This window comes from Streptomyces sp. NPDC043861 (assembly GCF_056435905.1).
On record NZ_JBWKDP010000012.1, the window covers coordinates 222,946 to 239,090 of the forward strand.

Sequence of the window (16,145 nt, forward strand, 5' to 3'; positions counted from 1 at the left end):
CTGGACGCCGGACGCGCCGACCCTTACGCCTGGGAGGGCCACACGTGCGCCGGGCTCCCGAGGCCAGGGCGAGGTCGTGGTGACCAGCTGAGCAGCCCCGCAGGGCCCCCGCTTCAGATCCCGGTTTCGCCGGCGATTCGACGTGCCTTGTCCACGAGCGCATCGATGCGTTCCACGGCGGGCGTGCCCGTCGTGCTCTCGTTCTTCGGTTCGTCGATCGCCCGCCTCATCACGCCCTCGGCGATCACGGCCACCTTCCACAGCCCCAGCACGTGCCAGAATGTCAGTGCCGCGGGGTCCGGCCTGTTTCGGTCAGGTACACCTGAGCGAGTTCGGCACGGTCCGGGAAACCCTCGAGGACGGAAACGGCGAAATCGCCCCCGGTCTCCTCCTCTCCCGGTTCCCGGTCAGTACGCCAGCAGGCTGCCCATGTCGGCCAACGGATCCCCCAGCGTCGACAGCTCCCAGTCGAGCGCCGCCGTCACCTCCCAGCTGTCGTAGGCGGTGATGACGTGGCGCAGATGGAAGTCCCCGTGTACGAGCGTCAGTTCGCGCTGCTCCGGGGCGGCCGCGACGAGGCGCCGGGTGAGGTCCTCGAGGGTCGTCAAGGAGTTCAAGGGAAAGACCGACACCCGGCGGTACCGGTGCGTCGAGGCAGGCGGATCAGCGGTGGCCGGGAAACCGCAGAGCGTTTGCCCAGAGCCGGGTGACCGTGGTCACGAGCTCCTCGAAGTCCGCCGGCGTGCCTTCTTCTTGCCCTTCACTGAGCACGAAGGCGTTGTAAGCCATGACGCTGACCATCCCGGACAACGCGCGGGACGCCATCATCGGATCGACCTCTCGGTCTGCGACACCCCGCGCCTGCAGGTCGGCGATACCTCGGGCATTCCGGCGGATGAACGCATCCCCACGCCGCCTTCGGAACTCACGGAACTCCGGCTCCACTTGGGCGACCTGCTCAAGCAGCGCCATCAGCTTCGCGTTCCGCTCGTACGCCGCGAGATAAGCGCGATTGCTCGCCTCGAGTACCGCATAGGGATCGTCGGTACCCTGCACCCGGCCCATACCGGGGTGCATCATGTCCTCCTGCGCCTCCAGGAGGACGGCGGCAAGTACCTCTTCCTTGTTGGCGAAGTAGGTGTAGAAGGATCCCGCCGCGCATCGAGCCTCTTTGGTGATGTCGGTCAGGCGGGTGTCGAGGTAGCCGTCACGCTCGAACACTTTCCGCGCGGCCTTCACCAATGCGGCCCGTGTCCGCGCCCCGCGCTGCGTCGTAGGCGGCTCGCGAAGCTGCGCGAAGGGCGCCACGGGCGGCGGCGACTCGCTGTCGATCTCCTCCGGCGCAGTGGTCTCCATCCGCGCAACTTTACTTGAATCCGACGCCATAGTCATGAACTCCGACGGGTGTGGGGCCCAGGCGGCGCCGGCTGATGTGCTGGTTTCCGAGGTTCGGTGGCAGCGGGCCGCAACGCGCCGAGCGCGGTGCGGTGAGTCGGAGCGGTACAGCCGACGGACCGCTTGAGGATCTTCGCCGCCGGGCCCTTGGGCAGCGCGTCGACGCACCGGACGATGCGCGGGATCTTGGAGGCGGACGGCCGCTCTCGTGCCCGGCTCGACACTTCGCGGCGTCGAGTTCCGAACCCGGGCCCCGATGAGCACGGCGACCTCCTCGCCGTGGTGGTCGCGCCCGATCGGCCGATCGGTCAGGTGGTGATACGGAAGCGTTCGGCGAGTTGGAGGCGGGTGTCGGCGGCACTTGTGTGCAGCACTCCCCCGATTCCGATCCGCGCCGCTCCGTCGAGGTTCTGCTGCAGATCGTCGATCATGACTGCGTCCTCGGGGTCGATGCCGATGCGCTCACATGCGATCGCGTAGATCCGGCGGGACGGCTTACGGATCCCGACCTCGCAGGAGATGACGACGACATCGGCGACAGCAGCGAGGTCGACACCGTCGTAGGTCCCGGTGCCGAACGAGTTGGACACCAGCGCCACGGGATGGCCATGGGATCGAAGCTCACCGAGCAACGCGAGCATGTCCTCGTCGATCGACATTCCCGCTTGCATTCGGGCCGTGAGCCCCTCGGCCGGTACATCGGCGCCGTGGACGCGGAGACGCTCGGCGAATCCTCGCTCAAAGGCTTCCGCGTCGATGCGGCCGCACTCGTGGTCGGCCAGGAGGGTGCGTGAGGGCTGGTCCCGGGCGAGGAGGTTCAGCGGCAGGCGCGGGTCGCCGCCGAGCGAGGCACCGAAGTCGGTGAAAGCCCGCAGCACACTGGAGGTGATGACCCCGCCGAAGTCCACCAGGAGCGCATTTCGGCCCTTTCCCATCAGGCGACCTCGAACAGCCCGGCTGCACCCATTCCGCCGCCGACACACATCGAGATCACCACATACCGGATACCTCGGCGCTTGCCCTCGATGAGGGCATGCCCCACCAGGCGGGCACCGGTCATTCCGTACGGATGGCCGACCGAGATCGCGCCGCCATTGACGTTGAACCGCTCCGGGTCGATGCGCAGTTCGTCACGGCAGTACAGCGCCTGGGAAGCGAACGCCTCGTTGAGTTCCCACAGGCCGATGTCGTCGACGGTGAGGTTGTGCTGCTTCAGCAGCTTCGGAATGGCGGACACCGGACCGATACCCATCTCCTCCGGCGCGCAGCCCGCGACGGTCATGCCCCGGTAGACGCCCAGCGGTTCCAGTCCGCGGCGCTCGGCCTCCTTCGACTCCATCAACACCGACGCCGAAGCCCCGTCCGACAACTGCGAGGAGTTGCCCGCCGTCACGCTGGAGTGCGCGCTCACCTGGCCGTCGGGCAGCACCGGCGCCAACCCGGCCAGGCCTTCGAGCGTCGTCGACGCGCGGTTGCCCTCGTCCCGGGCCAGGGTGACCTCCCCGTCGCGCACCTCCCCGGACTGTTTGTCGAGGACCTTCTTGACGCTGGTCAGCGGGACGATCTCCCGGTCGAACCGGCCGGCCTCCTGGGCCGCCGCGGTGCGCTGCTGTGACGCCAGGGCGAACTCGTCCTGACGCTCCCGGCTCACGCCGTAGCGTTCGGCGACGATCTCCGCCGTCTGCAACATCGGCAGGTAGATGCTCGGCTTGTGCTCGACCAGCCAGGGATCCGCCATGCGGTGGGTGTTCATATGGTCGTTCTGCACCAGGGAGATCGACTCGACACCGCCGCCGACAGTGACCTGCATGCCGTCCGTGACGATCTGCTTGGCGGCCGTCGCAATGGCCATCAGGCCCGACGAGCACTGCCGGTCGACGGTCATTCCTGACACAGCGTCAGGAAAACCTGCACGCAGGGCGGCCTGGCGCGCGACGTTGAATCCGGCAGACCCCTGCTGCACGGCGCAGCCGAGGATGACATCCTCAACCTCTCCCCCCTCGAGCCCGGCCCGCTGTACCGCGTGCGAGAGGGCATGGGCGGCGAGCTCCTGCGCCTGGGTGTCGTTGAACGCGCCGCGGTAGGCCTTTCCGATCGGCGTCCGCGCCGTCGAAACGATGACTGCTTCCCTCATGTCGCCTCACTGCTTCCTGTCGGTCCGGTTCATCCGGGAGCTCTGGGCCCGGAATTCCGAGCTCCACTGCGCCGGAATCGATGCTTACGGGCGGAGCCGAACGCCAACTGGGCCACTGCGGGCGGTCGTTGACCGCGCCCTCCGCCGACCTGCGACATCAGACGTGGTCGCAGGGGTGACGAGAAGCCGGCCCCCGGTCGGTTATAGTTGAATTCGGCGTCATGTTCAACCAAGGGCTCTTGACAGCCCGCTCCCCCACCTGAAGGCTTACCGACCAGTCGGTATGAAGAGGTGGATCGTGACCGAGCTGAGCATCTCCACTCGTGCGGGCGCGTTCGACGCGATCGTGGCTGGTCCGCCCGATGGCCGCCCGGTGCTGCTGCTGCACGGCTTCCCGCAGACAGGGCTGGTGTGGCAGCGGCAGATCGCGACACTGGCCGCTCACGGTCACCGGGTGGTGGCACCCGACCAACGTGGGTACTCCCCCGGCGCCCGCCCCCAGCGGCCCGAGGACTATCGCATGAGCCATCTCGTCGACGACGTGGTCGCGATCACGGAGGACCTGGGCTGGGCGACGTTCGACCTGGTCGGCCATGACTGGGGAGGGGCGGTGGCCTGGTGGACCGCTGCCGCCCACCCCGGCCGCCTACGCACCCTGACCGTTGTCTCCACCCCCCACCCCGGCGCTCTGGCCACCACCCTGCGCACCGACCAGGACCAGCGCGAGCGCTCGCACTACATGCTCGACTGGCGCGAAACACCGGCGACCGAAGCGCGCATGCTCGCCGACGACGCCCAAGTGCTGCGCTCCCTCTACGCGGGAAAAGTCCCCCAGGAGAGCGCCGAGGCCTACGTACGGCACCTGTCCCAGCCAGGCGCCCTCACCGCCGCGCTGAACTGGTACCGGTCCGGCCGCCCCGACGGCGCGATCGGTGTCGTCGACGTGCCCACGCTGTACGTCTGGAGCACGAAGGACAGCGCGTTCGGCCCGGCGGCGGCACAGGAGACCGGGCGGTGGGTTACCGGGCCGTACCGGTTCGAGACGCTCCACGGCGTCAGCCACTGGGTCCCCGAGGAGGCGCCCGAAACGCTGAGCCGCCTGCTGCTCGACCATCTGCGAGCGCACGGCGAGTAGTGAGCCGCAGCGCCGCCGTTCCTCGACTGCCCGGAGAGGTGACCCATGAAATCAGCGCGCGCGGCCTGGCGCGGGCTCGAGCCCGTGCACGGCATGATCTACTTCGTCCCCGAGGCAAGGCGACGATACGCGGACCTCGGACTGGGCGGACACGCCGGGTACTTCGCCTCCCGGAGCGCCGCGTTCGGCCGAGCATCCGCCGAGCTGGTCATCTCGACCTTCTACAACTTCAGCCCCGATCTCGTACGGCAGGCGGTCGACGGGGCCTGGGACACGGCGACGCCGCAGCAAGTACTGGACGCGCGGTACGCCGCGGCGGGCGAAGCCCTGCTGCGGGCGGGAATCCACGAGCTGCCCGACTTGGACGCGATCCTGGCGCTGACCCGCCGGGCCGCCCAGGCGGCCTGCGAACATGCGCAGGGCCGCCCGCTGTTCGCCGCGCATGCCGCACTGCCATGGCCGGAGGATCCGGTGCTGCAACTGTGGCACGCCCAGACGCTGCTCCGGGAGTTCCGTGGGGACGGCCATGTGGCGTGCCTGCTGAGCGAGGGCGTCGGGGGCTTGGAAGCCCTGGTTCTGCACGCCGCCACCGGTGAGGTTCCCGTCGGCTTCCTCAAAGCCAGCCGCGCATGGCCCGAGGAGGAGTGGGCCGACGCCGAGGAGCGACTGCGCATGCAAGGTCTCCTCGACGGCGACTCCCTCAGCTCGGAAGGCGCGACCCTGCGCCGGCACATCGAGGACCGCACCGACCGCCTGGCGCTCCCCGCCTACGCCGTACTGGGTGACGCCGGCTGCGAGCGTCTCGCCGAACTCGCGCCCTCCTTCGGCCGCGCCGTCGTCGAAGCCGGCCTCCTCAAGTTCGGCTGATCGCCGGCCCATACCGTGAAGACGGGTGGCGGCTCGTCTCCGGTTTCGCCCCGATCGGCGGACCCGGCTCACCGGACCCAGGGGCGGCCGGATTCGTACGCCTGATGCTCGGACCGGCGTCTGCGGCGGTCGGGGAGCCGGCCCGGCGAAGCCGGTACTCCAGCTCGCGCAAGAGCACCAGTACGTGACCGCGGTACTTGTCGGCCTAACAGCCGGCCGAGGGCCGGTTCGCGGTGCCTGCGCCGCCCTGGCCGCTGCTGCCGTCGCCGCGACCACTGAACCTCCTTGGCACTTACCGGGGCCGCCGCGCCCGCGGCCACCGGACCGACGGAGTTCACCAGGCCGCCTCGGTCAGCGGCAACTAGCTTGATCTTCAACATCGGGCGTCGAATGGTGCGGGGCTCGCCTTCGCGGCGCCCGACCGGGGCGCGCCAAGCCCCGGTGCGGGGTGTCCGGCCCGCGGGGAACTCCCCCTGATTCAGGGGGAGCCGAGGGACCGGATGGGCATTCTTCCCGGTCCGGATGCTGACCTGCCGGTCAGCATCCGGACCGCCGGGGCGGCTCAGCCCTTGGGCAGGGTGTAGGTCTTCGCCGCGGGGACCTCGTGGGCCGGTTCGACGTTCGCGAGGCCGCCGAGGGCCGTCTTCGCCGGCTTGTGGATGAAGGACTGGTACGTCGCCGGCTTGGCGCGGTCCGAGAAGTTCAGCGGCACGCCGAGCACCGTGAGCTTGGACTGCTTGCGGTGGGCCGCCGCTATGCCCTCGCGGGTCAGGTCCTTCGCCTTGCAGGCCGCCTTCAGGTCCTCGCCGAGGACGCTGATCGCGTTCCAGCCGCTGACGACACCGGCGTCGAGCAGGTCCTTCGGGTACTTCGCCTTGTAGTCGTCGGCGAGCTTCTTCATCGCCGGGTTGTCGGCGCTGAACGCCGGGGCGGGGCTCACCACCTGGAGCATCTTCTCCAGGGCGGGGCCGACCGGGGTCGCCAGCAGCTGCGGGGCGAAGCCCGGCGAGCTGGTGAGGACCGGGACGGCGAAGCCCGCGGCGGCCGCGGTGCCGACCAGGGCGGCCGTCTGGCGCGGGCCGGCGCTGATCAGGATCGCCTTGACGCCGGCCTGCTTGAGGGCGGTGACCTGGGCGGTCAGGTCCTGGTCGGTGGGCTTGATCTTCTGCCCGACGATGGTCAGCTTCTGCTTCTTGGCCGCGTACGCGGCACCGGCGAGCGCGTTCTCGCCGTACTCGCCCTCGAAGTAGACGTGGCCGATCTTGTCGCCCGCCTTCAGCCTGGCCGTGCGGACCACGAAGTCGACGCCGTTGATCATGTCGACGTCGTACGTGGAGCCGACCACCTGTACGTACTCGCGGCCCAGCAGGGTGGAGGCCCAGGCCATCGGGAACGTGAGCAGGTGCTTGGACTCCAGCTCCTGTTGGAGCGAGGACACCACGGGAGAGCCGACCATCTGGGACACGGCGGCCACGTTCGGCTCGGTCTCGGTGAACGCGGACACGGCCTTCTGCACGTCGTAGCCGTGGTCCTTGACCGTGATCTTGACGGTCCGGCCGCAGATGCCGCCGGAGGCGTTGAGCTGGTCGGCGTACAGCTGCTGGGCGTTGACGATGCTCTTGCCGAGCGAGGCGTACGGGCCGGTGAGGTCGGTCAGCGCGCCCAGGGTGATGGTCTTCTCCGTCACTCCGGGGCCGGTCTTGATGCCGTCGCTGCCGGCGCTGTTCGCGTCGGTACCGCTCTTGGTGCTGCAGGCCGTGGCGCTCAGGGCGAGTGCGGCGATGACGGCTGCGGCCGGGGCAAGTCGGGTGTGTCTCACGGGGTGTGCTCCTTCTGGGTGGTGCGGGTGCGGAGGGGGAAACGCCGGGTGCGGGGGGAGTCGTCGCCCTTGCGGCGCGGCCGTCTGTGGACCAGTCCGGCCAGGCCGCCGGGGGCGAAGATCAGGACGAGGACGATCGCGGTGCCGTAGAGGTAGCGGGCCGCGTCGCCCGGGGACACGCCCGATCCCGTGGTGCCGGGAGCGGTGAGCAGGGGCAGATCGTCGGCGTACTTGGTGAGCAGGTGCGGGATCAGGGCGACGAAGACCGCGCCGCAGGCCGCGCCGCCGACCGAGCCGAGGCCGCCGATGACGATCATCGCGAGGTAGTCGATGGACAGCAGGAGCCCGAAGTGGTCGGGGACGACGCGCTTGAACACCAGGGCCAGCAGGGCACCCGCGGCGCCCGCGTACATCGAGGAGACGATGAACGCCGAGGCGCGGTAGCGGGTGAGATGGACTCCCATGACGGCCGCGGCGACCTCGCTGTCGCGTACGGCGCCGAGTGCGCGGCCGGGGCGCCCGCGCAGGAGGTTGTGCGCGGCGAGCCAGGCCACGGCGACCAGGGCCAGGCCTACGTACCACAGGCGCTCCAGCCCGCCGAAGGGGACACCGATGACGGTGAGACCCTCGGGTGAGGTGTCGGTGAAGGAGAAGCCGAGGATGTCCAGCGGCGGTACGGAGCGGCCGTTGAACCCGCCGGTGACATGCGGGGCGTTGAGCATCATGTGGTGTCCCAGGAAGACCAGGGCGAGGGTCGCGATGCCCAGGTACATGCCGCGCAGCCGGCCGGAGATGGGGCTGAACAGGCCGCCCGCCGCACCGGCGAGGACGATGGCCAGCACGAAGGCGAGCACGGGCGGGAGCTCGAGGCCGTACAGGCTGCTGGAGCCGGTGCCGGACGGCTCGGACGCCAGCCACACATAGCCGTACGCGCCCACGGCGAGGAAGAAGGCGTGGCCGAGGGAGAGTTGTCCGGTCGTCCCGGAGAGCAGGTTCAGCCCGATGGCGCCGATGACGGCGGCCATGGCGAACAGGCCCGTCTGGAGCCAGAACGAGGTGACGTAGAAGGGCAGGGCCAGCAGGACCAGCACGCCTGCGGCGAGGGTGGCCGCACGCCGCCCGCGCGGGGAGACCTTGCCGGACCACCTGCCCGGGGCGGACGGGGAATCGGGGGGAGCGGCGGCGGGGGCCGTCACGGTGTCCGTGGGTTCGGTGGGTACGGCGGGTTCGGTGGTGGCGCGGGTGTCAGACACGGGTCAGCTCCTTGGATCCGAAGAGACCGGTGGGCCTGACCAGGAGCACGAGCACCATCACGAGGTAGGGGGCCACATCGGAGAACCCGGCGCCCAGGACGCTCAGTTCGTTCTGATAGCCGGCGGCCATCGCCGCCGTGAGGCCGATCACCAGGCTTCCGACGAGCGCGCCGACGGCCGAGTCCATGCCGCCGAGGATCGCCGCGGGGAAGGCACTCAGGGCGATCTGACTGGTCGTACGGTCGAGTCCCGGTGCGGGGAAGGCGGCGAGGAACACGGCGGCGATGGCGGCCAGTACCCCGGCGACGCACCAGGCGATGAGGCGTACGCGGTCCAGCCGTATCCCCATCAGCGCCGCGGCTTCCGGGTCGGCGGCCGCGGACCGCATGGACAGGCCCCAGCGGGACCAGCGGAAGGCTGCGAAGAAGGCGCCGATGACGACGACCGCGACGACGATGCTCGCCATCCGCGCGTCGGCGACGGTGATGCTGCCGAGCCGGGTCACATGGGCGCCCCAGGGGTCGCCCATGGTGAGGTAGTCGGCGCCAATCCGGCGGTTGAGTTCGGTGCTGAGCAGGACGTCCACCCCTATGGTGAGGATCGTCAGCGTGTGGATCTCCGCGCCGCGCAGGCCGCGGGTGGCCAGGAGCTGCACCAGGCCGGCCAGTGCTGCGGCGAGCGCGGCACCGACGAGGACGGCGGGGATGAAGCCGATGGCGTCGTGGAGGCGGGCCGTGACATAGCCGCCGAAGAGCAGCAGGGAGCCGTGCGCGAAGTTCATGACGCCGGACGCCTTGAAGATCACGACGAAGCCCAGGGCTATCAGCGCATAGACGGAGCCGAGCGCGAGTCCGTTGAGGACGGTTTCGGTGAGCTTGATCATGATTCTTCCTCCGAGTCGCGCTCGGTGTCCTTGGCGGGGTCCGAGGCGGCGGCAGTGGCAGGTTCCGGGGCCGGCTCGGTGTCCGGTTCGGTCCCCTCCACCGGCTCGGGTGCCGGGCCGGCTTCTGGATCGGGTGCCGGGATGGGCTCTGGACCGGATGCCGGACCGGGTTCTGGTTCGCGTGTCGGGCCGGGCCCTGGACCGGATGCCGGACCGGGTTCTGGTTCGCGTGTCGGGCCGGGCTCTGGACCCGGCTCTGTTTCCTGGACCGGGGTGCCGAGATACGCGCTGATGACCGCCGGGTCGTTCTGGATGCGCTCGGGCGGTCCGTCCGCGATGAGCCGGCCGAAGTCGAGCACCGTCACCGAGTCGGCGATCCGCATGATCAGGCCCATGTCGTGCTCGACGATGAGGATCGAGATCTTCAGGGCGTCACGGACCCGGGCGATCGTCTCGGCCATAGCCAGGCGCTCGGTCGGGTGCATGCCGGCGACGGGCTCGTCGAGCAGCAGCAACTGCGGTTCCATGCACAGCGCGCGCGCCATCTCCACTCGCTTGCGGTCGCCGTACGCAAGCCCGGCGACCGGCTTGTCGAACGCAGGGCCGAGACCCAGGAAGTCGGCGACCTCGGCCGCCCGCTCCCGGTGGCGGCGCTGCTCGCGCACCGTGCGAGGCAGTCGCAGCGCGGTCGCGGTGAAGCCCGCCCGGGTCAGCCGATGGCGGCCGAGCATGAGGTTGTCGGCGACGGTCCCGTGGGTGAGCACGATGTTCTGGAAGGTGCGGGCGACGCCGAGCTGCGCGATGCGGTGGGGTGCGAGGCGGGTGAGGTCCTTGTCCGCGTACCGGACGCTTCCGGCGGTGGCTCGGTAGACGCCGGAGATGACGTTGAAGCAGGTGGACTTGCCCGCGCCGTTGGGGCCGATGAGGGCGTGGATCGTGCCGGGCGGGACCGTGAAGGACAGGTCGTCGAGGGCGACCAGGCCGGAGAAGCGCACGGTCAGGTTCTCGACCGTGAGGGCCGGGACCGGGTCGGGCCCCCTGTCCGGTCCGGGGGCCTTGGCGGCCTCGGGGGTGGTGACCGTGGTGTCGATGCTCATCCGTTCCACCTGCCGAGTTCGGTCAGTCCCGGTCCGGTCACGGGCGGAGTGCTCGCGGACGTCGCGTACTGCGCGTCGGCGTCGGGCGCGCCGCAGCCGGTCTCGTAGCTCTCGCCCAGATACAGCCGCCGCACCTCGTCGGCCGCGGCGAGATCGGCCGAGGCCCCCTCCAGCCGCACCTGACCCACGTCCAGCACCGACGCGCGGTCGGACAGGTCCAGCGCCATGGCGGCGTTCTGCTCGACGAGCAGGATCGAGGTCCCCTGGGCGTTGATCTCGCGGATGATCTCAGCGATACGCCGGACCATCAGCGGCGCGAGGCCCAGCGAGGGCTCGTCGAGGAGGAGCAGGCGCGGCCCGGCCATCAGCGCGCGGCCCATCGCGAGCATCTGCTGCTCTCCGCCGGACATCAGCCCGGCGGCCTGCCGCCGACGTTCGGCCAGTACCGGGAACTGCGTGAAGACACGCTCGCGGGCGGCTCGCAGCTCGGCGCGCGAGCGGCATGCCGACCCGAGGAACCCGGCCCGGAGGTTGTCCTCCACTGAGAGGGCGCCGAAGATCCGCCGGCCCTCGGGCACCTGCACCACCCCGGCGGCGACGGACCGCGCGGCGTCGCCGCTCAGCCGTACGCCGTCGAAGTGCACGGTGCCGCAGTCGACCGCGCCGCGGTGCAGCGCGAGGGTCCCGGAGACCGCCCGGAGCAGTGTGGACTTGCCCGCGCCGTTGGAGCCGAGCACGGCGACGATCCGGCCCTGCGGGACGGTCAGCGACACCCCGTGGAGCGCCTGCACGGACCGTCCGTAGCTGACGTGCAGATCGCTGACCCGAAGGGTCCCGGACTCGGTCTCTGGTGGGCTCATCAGGGCGTTCTCCTTGCTCCTCGGCGAGCGGGCGCCGGACTGGAGCGCTACGGGAACACGGCGGGGGCAGGGCGTCCATGGACTGGGAACGAGCCGCTGTCAACTCCCAGCCCGGGCGCGCCCCGATTGTGAGGGGGCACAATCCGTACCTCCTGCTGTGCGTGGATCATCACGATTTGGCGGAGGTCTCGCCCCAAGGGGTGACCGACTGCTTAGCATGTGGATCCTTGAAGGGTGCGCCGCCGCCACACGCCGATCGCCGACCGGTGGCGCACCCGCACCCGCGACCCGCGCGGCACAAGACATGGCGACCCGCCGTGGTGTCCCTGCACGCCCCGTCCGTCTGGAGGGTCCATGTACACCAGTTCCGTCCGTGGCGCGGCCCGCCCCCGCGTCACCACCGTCGGTCCGCTGCCCCAAGCCGCCGCCGAGCCCTTGCCGCTCCAGCTGTTCGACCACGCCTGCCGGCGCCTTCTCGGGCGGGGCACCTCCTTCACCGACTCCGTTGTGCACCGGATCCGCACCGAAGTGCCGTACTACGCCGACCCGGTACTCTCGCCGCCCGACCTCAAGCAGTCCGCGGACACCGGCATCCGCTTCGCGCTGGAGGCCGCCCTCGACCCGGGCCGCATCGTGGACATCGAGCGCTACACCCGTGAGCTCGGCATACGCCGTGCCGAGGAGGGCCGCCCCCTCGACGAGGTGATGCACGCCTTCCGGGTCGCCGGCTCGGAGGTCTGGGGCGGGATCATCAGCGTCGTGGAGCGGGACGGGCTCGGCGAGCAGCGTCACCTCGTGCACGTGGCGGAGCTGGTGTGGAAGATGAACGACCGCGACACCGTCCTGGTCGCCGACGCCTACCGCCAGGTCGCCAAGGGCGTGGCCAGCCGGCACAACGAGCGGGTGCGCCTGATCCTCGCCGCCGTCCTGGAGAGCCGTAACGACCCGGTGTTCATCAAGGACGCCGCGTCGATCCTCGATCTGCCGCCCGACGGACGCTTCGCGGTGGCGGAGCTGCGGGCCACGCCGCCCTTCGGCCGTGCTCCCGACGCCGTTCCGGAGATCCGTGGCATGCGCGTCCTGCGCCACGTCGGCGCACAGCGCGATGTGCTCGTCGCCCACCTCGGCGACCGCCCACTCGACGCGCTCGCCTCCGCCCTCGACGCCGGACCCGGCATGCGCATCGGCATCAGCCCGGTCGTCCACGGCCTGGAGAACCTGCCCCGGGCGCGGGACATGGCGGGACTCGCCCTGCGCACCTGCCGCGCGGACGGGGAGGTCGCCCGGCTCGACGCCCGTCTACCCGACGGTCTGCTGGTCTCACGGCCCGACCTGTCCGCCGAGCTGGCCCTGCGGGTGCTCCGGCCGCTGTACGACCTGGAGCCCGCCGACCGCGAAACGCTGATCGACACGCTCGGAGTGTGGATCGAGAAGGGCGGCTCCGCGGTCCAGGCGGCCCGGTACATGCTGTGCCACCGCAACACGGTGCTGAACCGGCTGCGCCGCTTCGAGCAGATCACGGGTCTCGAACTGTCCCGCCCCCGCGACCTCGTACGGCTCACGCTCGCCTTCGACACCCTCCAACTGCTCGGTCCGGCAGCCGTCCTCGGCTGCGGGGACGCCTGGCACTCCGACCCGGAAAGCTGAAGCCGCACGGCGGTACGCCCGTCTGGCACACGTAGTCCGCGGGAGTGCGGCCGCCGGGCACGCGTACGGCTTCACGGCGGTGGGCAACTCCCGCCACGCGTACGGCCGCACGGCGGTACGCCCTCCCGGCACGCGTATCGCCATGGCCGGATTCCTTACATCGGATGGCCGAATGGGCATCAGCACAGTCGCACCCCTACGGCGTTGGGAGCGGGCAACGGGGTGCCCGCAGCGCGTGGACTGACCGGTCGGTACGTGCTCTGGTGAGCCCTCATCAGGGGCAATGCCGTCAGGGGCAATGCCCTCGCCAGGCATCGCCCGAGCGAAGCGATGCGCGCGCATCCCTGCCCGCCAGGAGAACTCCATGGCCCATCAGCACGCCCATCCGCACACCCCCCGGTTCCATCAAAGACCCCGCCCCCACCGGCCGGGCAGATCCTTCGCGCTCGTCAACGGACTGACCTTCGTGGTCCATCTCCTGCTTGCCTGCACCGCAGAGGACATGCTGGCCACCCGTGTCGCCGGACAGATCAACCTCGGCGTCGTCGCCGTTCTCGCGCAGGGCTCGCTCCTGTTGTGGACGGCGGCGCGTTACGACCGCGCCGCCCAGGAGGAGGCCGCGTACGAGCCGGCGGAGGAGCACTGATGCTTCCTCAGATCCTGCTCGCCGCAGGGGATCCCGGCGCCCTCGACCTGGACACGAACACCCGCTCCTGGGTTCTCGTCGGCTTCCTCACCTTCATCGTCCCGATCCTGCTCATCTGCGTGCTCAACGGCCCCGAGCGGGACCGGGTCAACGACTTCTACACGGCGGGCCGCAGACTGCGGCCCGTCCAGGGCGCCCTCGTCCTCACCGGCGTCTATCTCTCCGCCGCGACCGTGCTCGGCACGACGGGAACCGTCGCGGTCTTCGGCTTCGACGGCCTGTTCATCGCCCTGTGCACCGTGCTGTCGCTCGGCGTCCTGCTCCTGCTGTCCGGCCCGCTGCGGGAACGCGGCAGCTACACCCTCGGCGACACGTTCGCCCTGCGGGCCCCGGGGCCCTCGGTCAGGATCGCGGTCGCCGTCGTCACGCTGAGCGCGTGCGTCCCGTATCTGATCGTCCAGCTCTCCGGTGCGGGCAGGACCACCGCCATGCTGCTCGGCCTGTCCGGTCCCGGCGCCGAGCAGACCGCCATCGTCATGATCGGCACCCTCGTCGTCTGCGCCACGGCCTTCGGCGGGATGCACGGCATGATCGCGATCCAGGTGATCAAGACTGTGATCCTGCTCGCCATGGCCGTGGCCGTGGCGGCGGTGCTGCTCCACCGCTTCCACTGGAGCCCCGACTCCCTCATCGAGGCCGCCGGGCGGGGCAGCGGCCGTCCCGTTGGCTATATGCGTCCGGGCCTGCGGTTCGCTGCCAGCAGCCCGGTTGAGGGGACCCTCGACTTCATCGGTCTGATGATCACCGTGGTGCTGGGCGTCGCATGCATGCCCCATGTCGCCACCCAGCTCAACACCGCGCCCGACGCCGCCGCGGCACGCCGTACGGTCCGCCACACCATCGCCATCGTCGGTGCCATCTGCCTGCTCACCACCGTGCTGGGTTTCGGGGCCGCGGCGCTGATCGGTGCCCCGAAGATCCTCGCCGCCGACCCCGGGGCCACCAGCAGCTTGCTGATGCTCACCGGCGATCTGGCGGGCGGCTCGTCGGCGCAGACGGGCGAGGCATGGCTCGTCGTGCTGGTCTCCTGTGCGGTGTTCCTCACCACGCTGGCGGTCGTCGCGAGCGTGACGCTGGCGGCCGCAGGCTCGGTCGCCCACGACCTCGTCACCAACGTCGTCCGCCGCGGGCGCACGACCGAGGGCCGGGAGGTGGCCGCGGCCCGTATCGCGTCCGCCTTGGTCGGGGTGCTGAGCATCTGCCTCGCGGTATGGGTGCAGGGCTGGAACATGGGCTTCCTGTCCACGATCTCCCTGGCGGTGGCGAGCTCCTGCCTGCTCCCGGCGCTGGTGTACTCGCTGTTCTGGCGCGGCTTCACGCGCAGGGGGCTGCTGTGGACGCTGTACGGAGGTCTCGGCTGCGCGCTCGGACTCCAGGTCGTGAGCCCCGTCTTCTCCGGCAGCCCGGTGGCGCTGTTCCCCGAGTGGGACATCGCCTGGTTCCCGCTGCAGACGGTCGCCCTGGGGTCGCTGCCCGTCGCGTTCCTGCTCGGCTGGCTGGGGAGCGTCACAGGACAGCGGCGTGCTGCCGCGTTGCCGGAGCAGCCCGTCAGGGCCTGACGCACGAATGCGGCGGCCGGTGGAGCGCCTCACACGCTCCACCGGCCGCCGCCCCGTGCCGCGTTCAGCCTGCGGCGACGTCGTCGATACGCCGGCGCAGGTGCCGCATCCCGCGCAGCCACCGGTCGGTGTCAGTCGCGCGGTAGGCGTGCCCTCGCCGGCCTCGCCGACCAGCTCCTCGGTGTGCTCCCAGTCGGTGGAGCGAGGCTATCCGACGGGACGCGCGGCAAGGCGCAGTTGACTGTTGATGCGGCTCATTTCCGCGGCTCCTCGACAGGTGGCCGTCGGCGAAGCATAGGCATACCAACTGGTTGGTATGGTTTTCGCGAGGCTAAGCGCTCGCTGGGCGTGGAGGCAAGCCCCGAGGGGCGTACGACGGTGTGATCAAGCCGTCGGCGAGGCGGCCGGTCACCAGGATCAGGGGGAAGTGAGCCGCGCCGTCGCTGCTTTGGCAGTGGCCGTGCGGTGCAGAACTTCGCCCGACGTCCCATCAGAACTAGCGTCCGCACCAAGCCTCTGCGGCGCGTCGGCATGCAGACACAGACAACGACTCTGTTCCGCGCAGCTGACACACAGCCGCCCAACGAAGAAGGCGCCCTGAGCCCCGACGCTCTGACGCGCATCGCTGCACCAGAGCACTCGTCCGGCACGGGCCCTTCACGGCTCATGGTCCAACCAACGACCAATCCACCTCGCGCCGCACGGCCCGGCGCCCGATCTGCAACACAACCGGAGTTCTGAACAGCGTAGTCAGCACCAAGTCAGCACGGGAGGGGTGGGAACGGGTGAT

14 protein-coding genes and 1 pseudogene are annotated in these 16,145 nt (G+C 70.4%); 5 read left to right on the top strand and 10 right to left on the bottom strand.

Annotation, left to right across the window (positions count from 1 at the left end):
* Positions 1-113: 113 nt before the first annotated feature.
* From AC068D_RS26060 to AC068D_RS26080, 5 genes and pseudogenes are all read right to left on the bottom strand, one after another.
* The gene (locus tag AC068D_RS26060; protein WP_478825479.1) at positions 114-272 is read right to left on the bottom strand and encodes a hypothetical protein; all 159 of its coding nucleotides are present in this window, start codon (positions 270-272) and stop codon (positions 114-116) included.
* Between the two features lie 135 nt (positions 273-407).
* A pseudogene (locus tag AC068D_RS26065) lies at positions 408-638 on the bottom strand (phosphotransferase); the annotation flags it as partial.
* 25 nt (positions 639-663) lie between these two features.
* The gene (locus AC068D_RS26070; RefSeq protein ID WP_478825480.1) at positions 664-1,356 is read right to left on the bottom strand and encodes a TetR/AcrR family transcriptional regulator; all 693 of its coding nucleotides are present in this window, start codon (positions 1,354-1,356) and stop codon (positions 664-666) included.
* Positions 1,357-1,703: 347 nt separating this feature from the next.
* Positions 1,704-2,330, bottom strand: coding sequence for an HAD family hydrolase (locus AC068D_RS26075; RefSeq protein ID WP_478825481.1), 627 nt, complete (start codon positions 2,328-2,330; stop codon positions 1,704-1,706).
* Positions 2,330-3,529, bottom strand: a complete 1,200-nt coding sequence (locus AC068D_RS26080) for an acetyl-CoA C-acyltransferase (RefSeq protein ID WP_478825482.1) — start codon at positions 3,527-3,529, stop codon at positions 2,330-2,332. The genes AC068D_RS26075 and AC068D_RS26080 overlap by 1 nt, the downstream gene beginning before the upstream one ends.
* Positions 3,530-3,824: 295 nt before the next feature.
* Between AC068D_RS26080 and AC068D_RS26085 the strand changes: the two genes are divergently transcribed.
* Positions 3,825-4,664, top strand: a complete 840-nt coding sequence (locus AC068D_RS26085; protein ID WP_478825552.1) for an alpha/beta fold hydrolase — start codon at positions 3,825-3,827, stop codon at positions 4,662-4,664.
* Between the two features lie 45 nt (positions 4,665-4,709).
* The gene (locus AC068D_RS26090) at positions 4,710-5,531 is read left to right on the top strand and encodes an SCO6745 family protein (protein ID WP_478825483.1); all 822 of its coding nucleotides are present in this window, start codon (positions 4,710-4,712) and stop codon (positions 5,529-5,531) included.
* 562 nt (positions 5,532-6,093) lie between these two features.
* On the opposite strand, the gene AC068D_RS26095 is transcribed toward AC068D_RS26090, so the two are convergent.
* Genes AC068D_RS26095 through AC068D_RS26115 form a run of 5 tightly spaced genes read right to left on the bottom strand, consistent with a single transcriptional unit; the run spans position 6,094 to position 11,443 of the window.
* On the bottom strand, positions 6,094-7,350 hold the full coding sequence (locus AC068D_RS26095) for an ABC transporter substrate-binding protein (RefSeq protein ID WP_478825484.1): 1,257 nt from the start codon (positions 7,348-7,350) through the stop codon (positions 6,094-6,096).
* Positions 7,347-8,603 carry a branched-chain amino acid ABC transporter permease gene (locus tag AC068D_RS26100; protein WP_478825485.1) on the bottom strand — a complete coding sequence of 419 codons (1,257 nt, stop codon included), beginning with the start codon at positions 8,601-8,603 and terminating at the stop codon, positions 7,347-7,349. Before AC068D_RS26100 ends, AC068D_RS26095 begins: the two co-directional genes overlap by 4 nt.
* Entirely contained in the window at positions 8,596-9,486 is an 891-nt protein-coding gene (locus AC068D_RS26105) for a branched-chain amino acid ABC transporter permease (RefSeq protein WP_478825486.1), read from the bottom strand. The genes AC068D_RS26100 and AC068D_RS26105 overlap by 8 nt, the downstream gene beginning before the upstream one ends.
* Positions 9,483-10,583: an ABC transporter ATP-binding protein gene (locus tag AC068D_RS26110; RefSeq protein ID WP_478825487.1), complete on the bottom strand. Its 1,101-nt coding sequence runs from the start codon at positions 10,581-10,583 to the stop codon at positions 9,483-9,485. The genes AC068D_RS26105 and AC068D_RS26110 overlap by 4 nt, the downstream gene beginning before the upstream one ends.
* Complete coding sequence (locus tag AC068D_RS26115) at positions 10,580-11,443, bottom strand: ABC transporter ATP-binding protein (RefSeq protein ID WP_478825488.1); 864 nt, start codon at positions 11,441-11,443, stop codon at positions 10,580-10,582. The genes AC068D_RS26110 and AC068D_RS26115 overlap by 4 nt, the downstream gene beginning before the upstream one ends.
* 354 nt (positions 11,444-11,797) lie before the next feature.
* On the opposite strand from AC068D_RS26115, the gene AC068D_RS26120 reads away from it, so the two are divergent.
* From AC068D_RS26120 to AC068D_RS26130, 3 genes are all read left to right on the top strand, one after another.
* Positions 11,798-13,090 (top strand): PucR family transcriptional regulator, encoded by a 1,293-nt coding sequence (locus AC068D_RS26120; RefSeq protein ID WP_478825489.1) that lies wholly within the window; start codon positions 11,798-11,800, stop codon positions 13,088-13,090.
* A 364-nt stretch (positions 13,091-13,454) separates the two neighbouring features.
* Positions 13,455-13,736, top strand: coding sequence for a hypothetical protein (locus tag AC068D_RS26125; protein ID WP_478825490.1), 282 nt, complete (start codon positions 13,455-13,457; stop codon positions 13,734-13,736).
* Positions 13,736-15,355, top strand: a complete 1,620-nt coding sequence (locus AC068D_RS26130; RefSeq protein ID WP_478825491.1) for a sodium/solute symporter — start codon at positions 13,736-13,738, stop codon at positions 15,353-15,355. Before AC068D_RS26125 ends, AC068D_RS26130 begins: the two co-directional genes overlap by 1 nt.
* The last annotated feature ends 790 nt before the right edge of the window (positions 15,356-16,145 follow it).

Coding starts and splice junctions, on each gene's coding strand:
- AC068D_RS26070 (WP_478825480.1), bottom strand. CDS start 1,356: ATGGAGACCACTGCGCCGGAGGAGATCGACAGCGAGTCGCCGCCGCCC.
- AC068D_RS26075 (WP_478825481.1), bottom strand. CDS start 2,330: ATGGGAAAGGGCCGAAATGCGCTCCTGGTGGACTTCGGCGGGGTCATC.
- AC068D_RS26080 (WP_478825482.1), bottom strand. CDS start 3,529: ATGAGGGAAGCAGTCATCGTTTCGACGGCGCGGACGCCGATCGGAAAG.
- AC068D_RS26090 (WP_478825483.1), top strand. CDS start 4,710: ATGAAATCAGCGCGCGCGGCCTGGCGCGGGCTCGAGCCCGTGCACGGC.
- AC068D_RS26105 (WP_478825486.1), bottom strand. CDS start 9,486: ATGATCAAGCTCACCGAAACCGTCCTCAACGGACTCGCGCTCGGCTCC.
- AC068D_RS26110 (WP_478825487.1), bottom strand. CDS start 10,583: ATGAGCATCGACACCACGGTCACCACCCCCGAGGCCGCCAAGGCCCCC.
- AC068D_RS26115 (WP_478825488.1), bottom strand. CDS start 11,443: ATGAGCCCACCAGAGACCGAGTCCGGGACCCTTCGGGTCAGCGATCTG.
- AC068D_RS26120 (WP_478825489.1), top strand. CDS start 11,798: ATGTACACCAGTTCCGTCCGTGGCGCGGCCCGCCCCCGCGTCACCACC.
- AC068D_RS26125 (WP_478825490.1), top strand. CDS start 13,455: ATGGCCCATCAGCACGCCCATCCGCACACCCCCCGGTTCCATCAAAGA.
- AC068D_RS26130 (WP_478825491.1), top strand. CDS start 13,736: ATGCTTCCTCAGATCCTGCTCGCCGCAGGGGATCCCGGCGCCCTCGAC.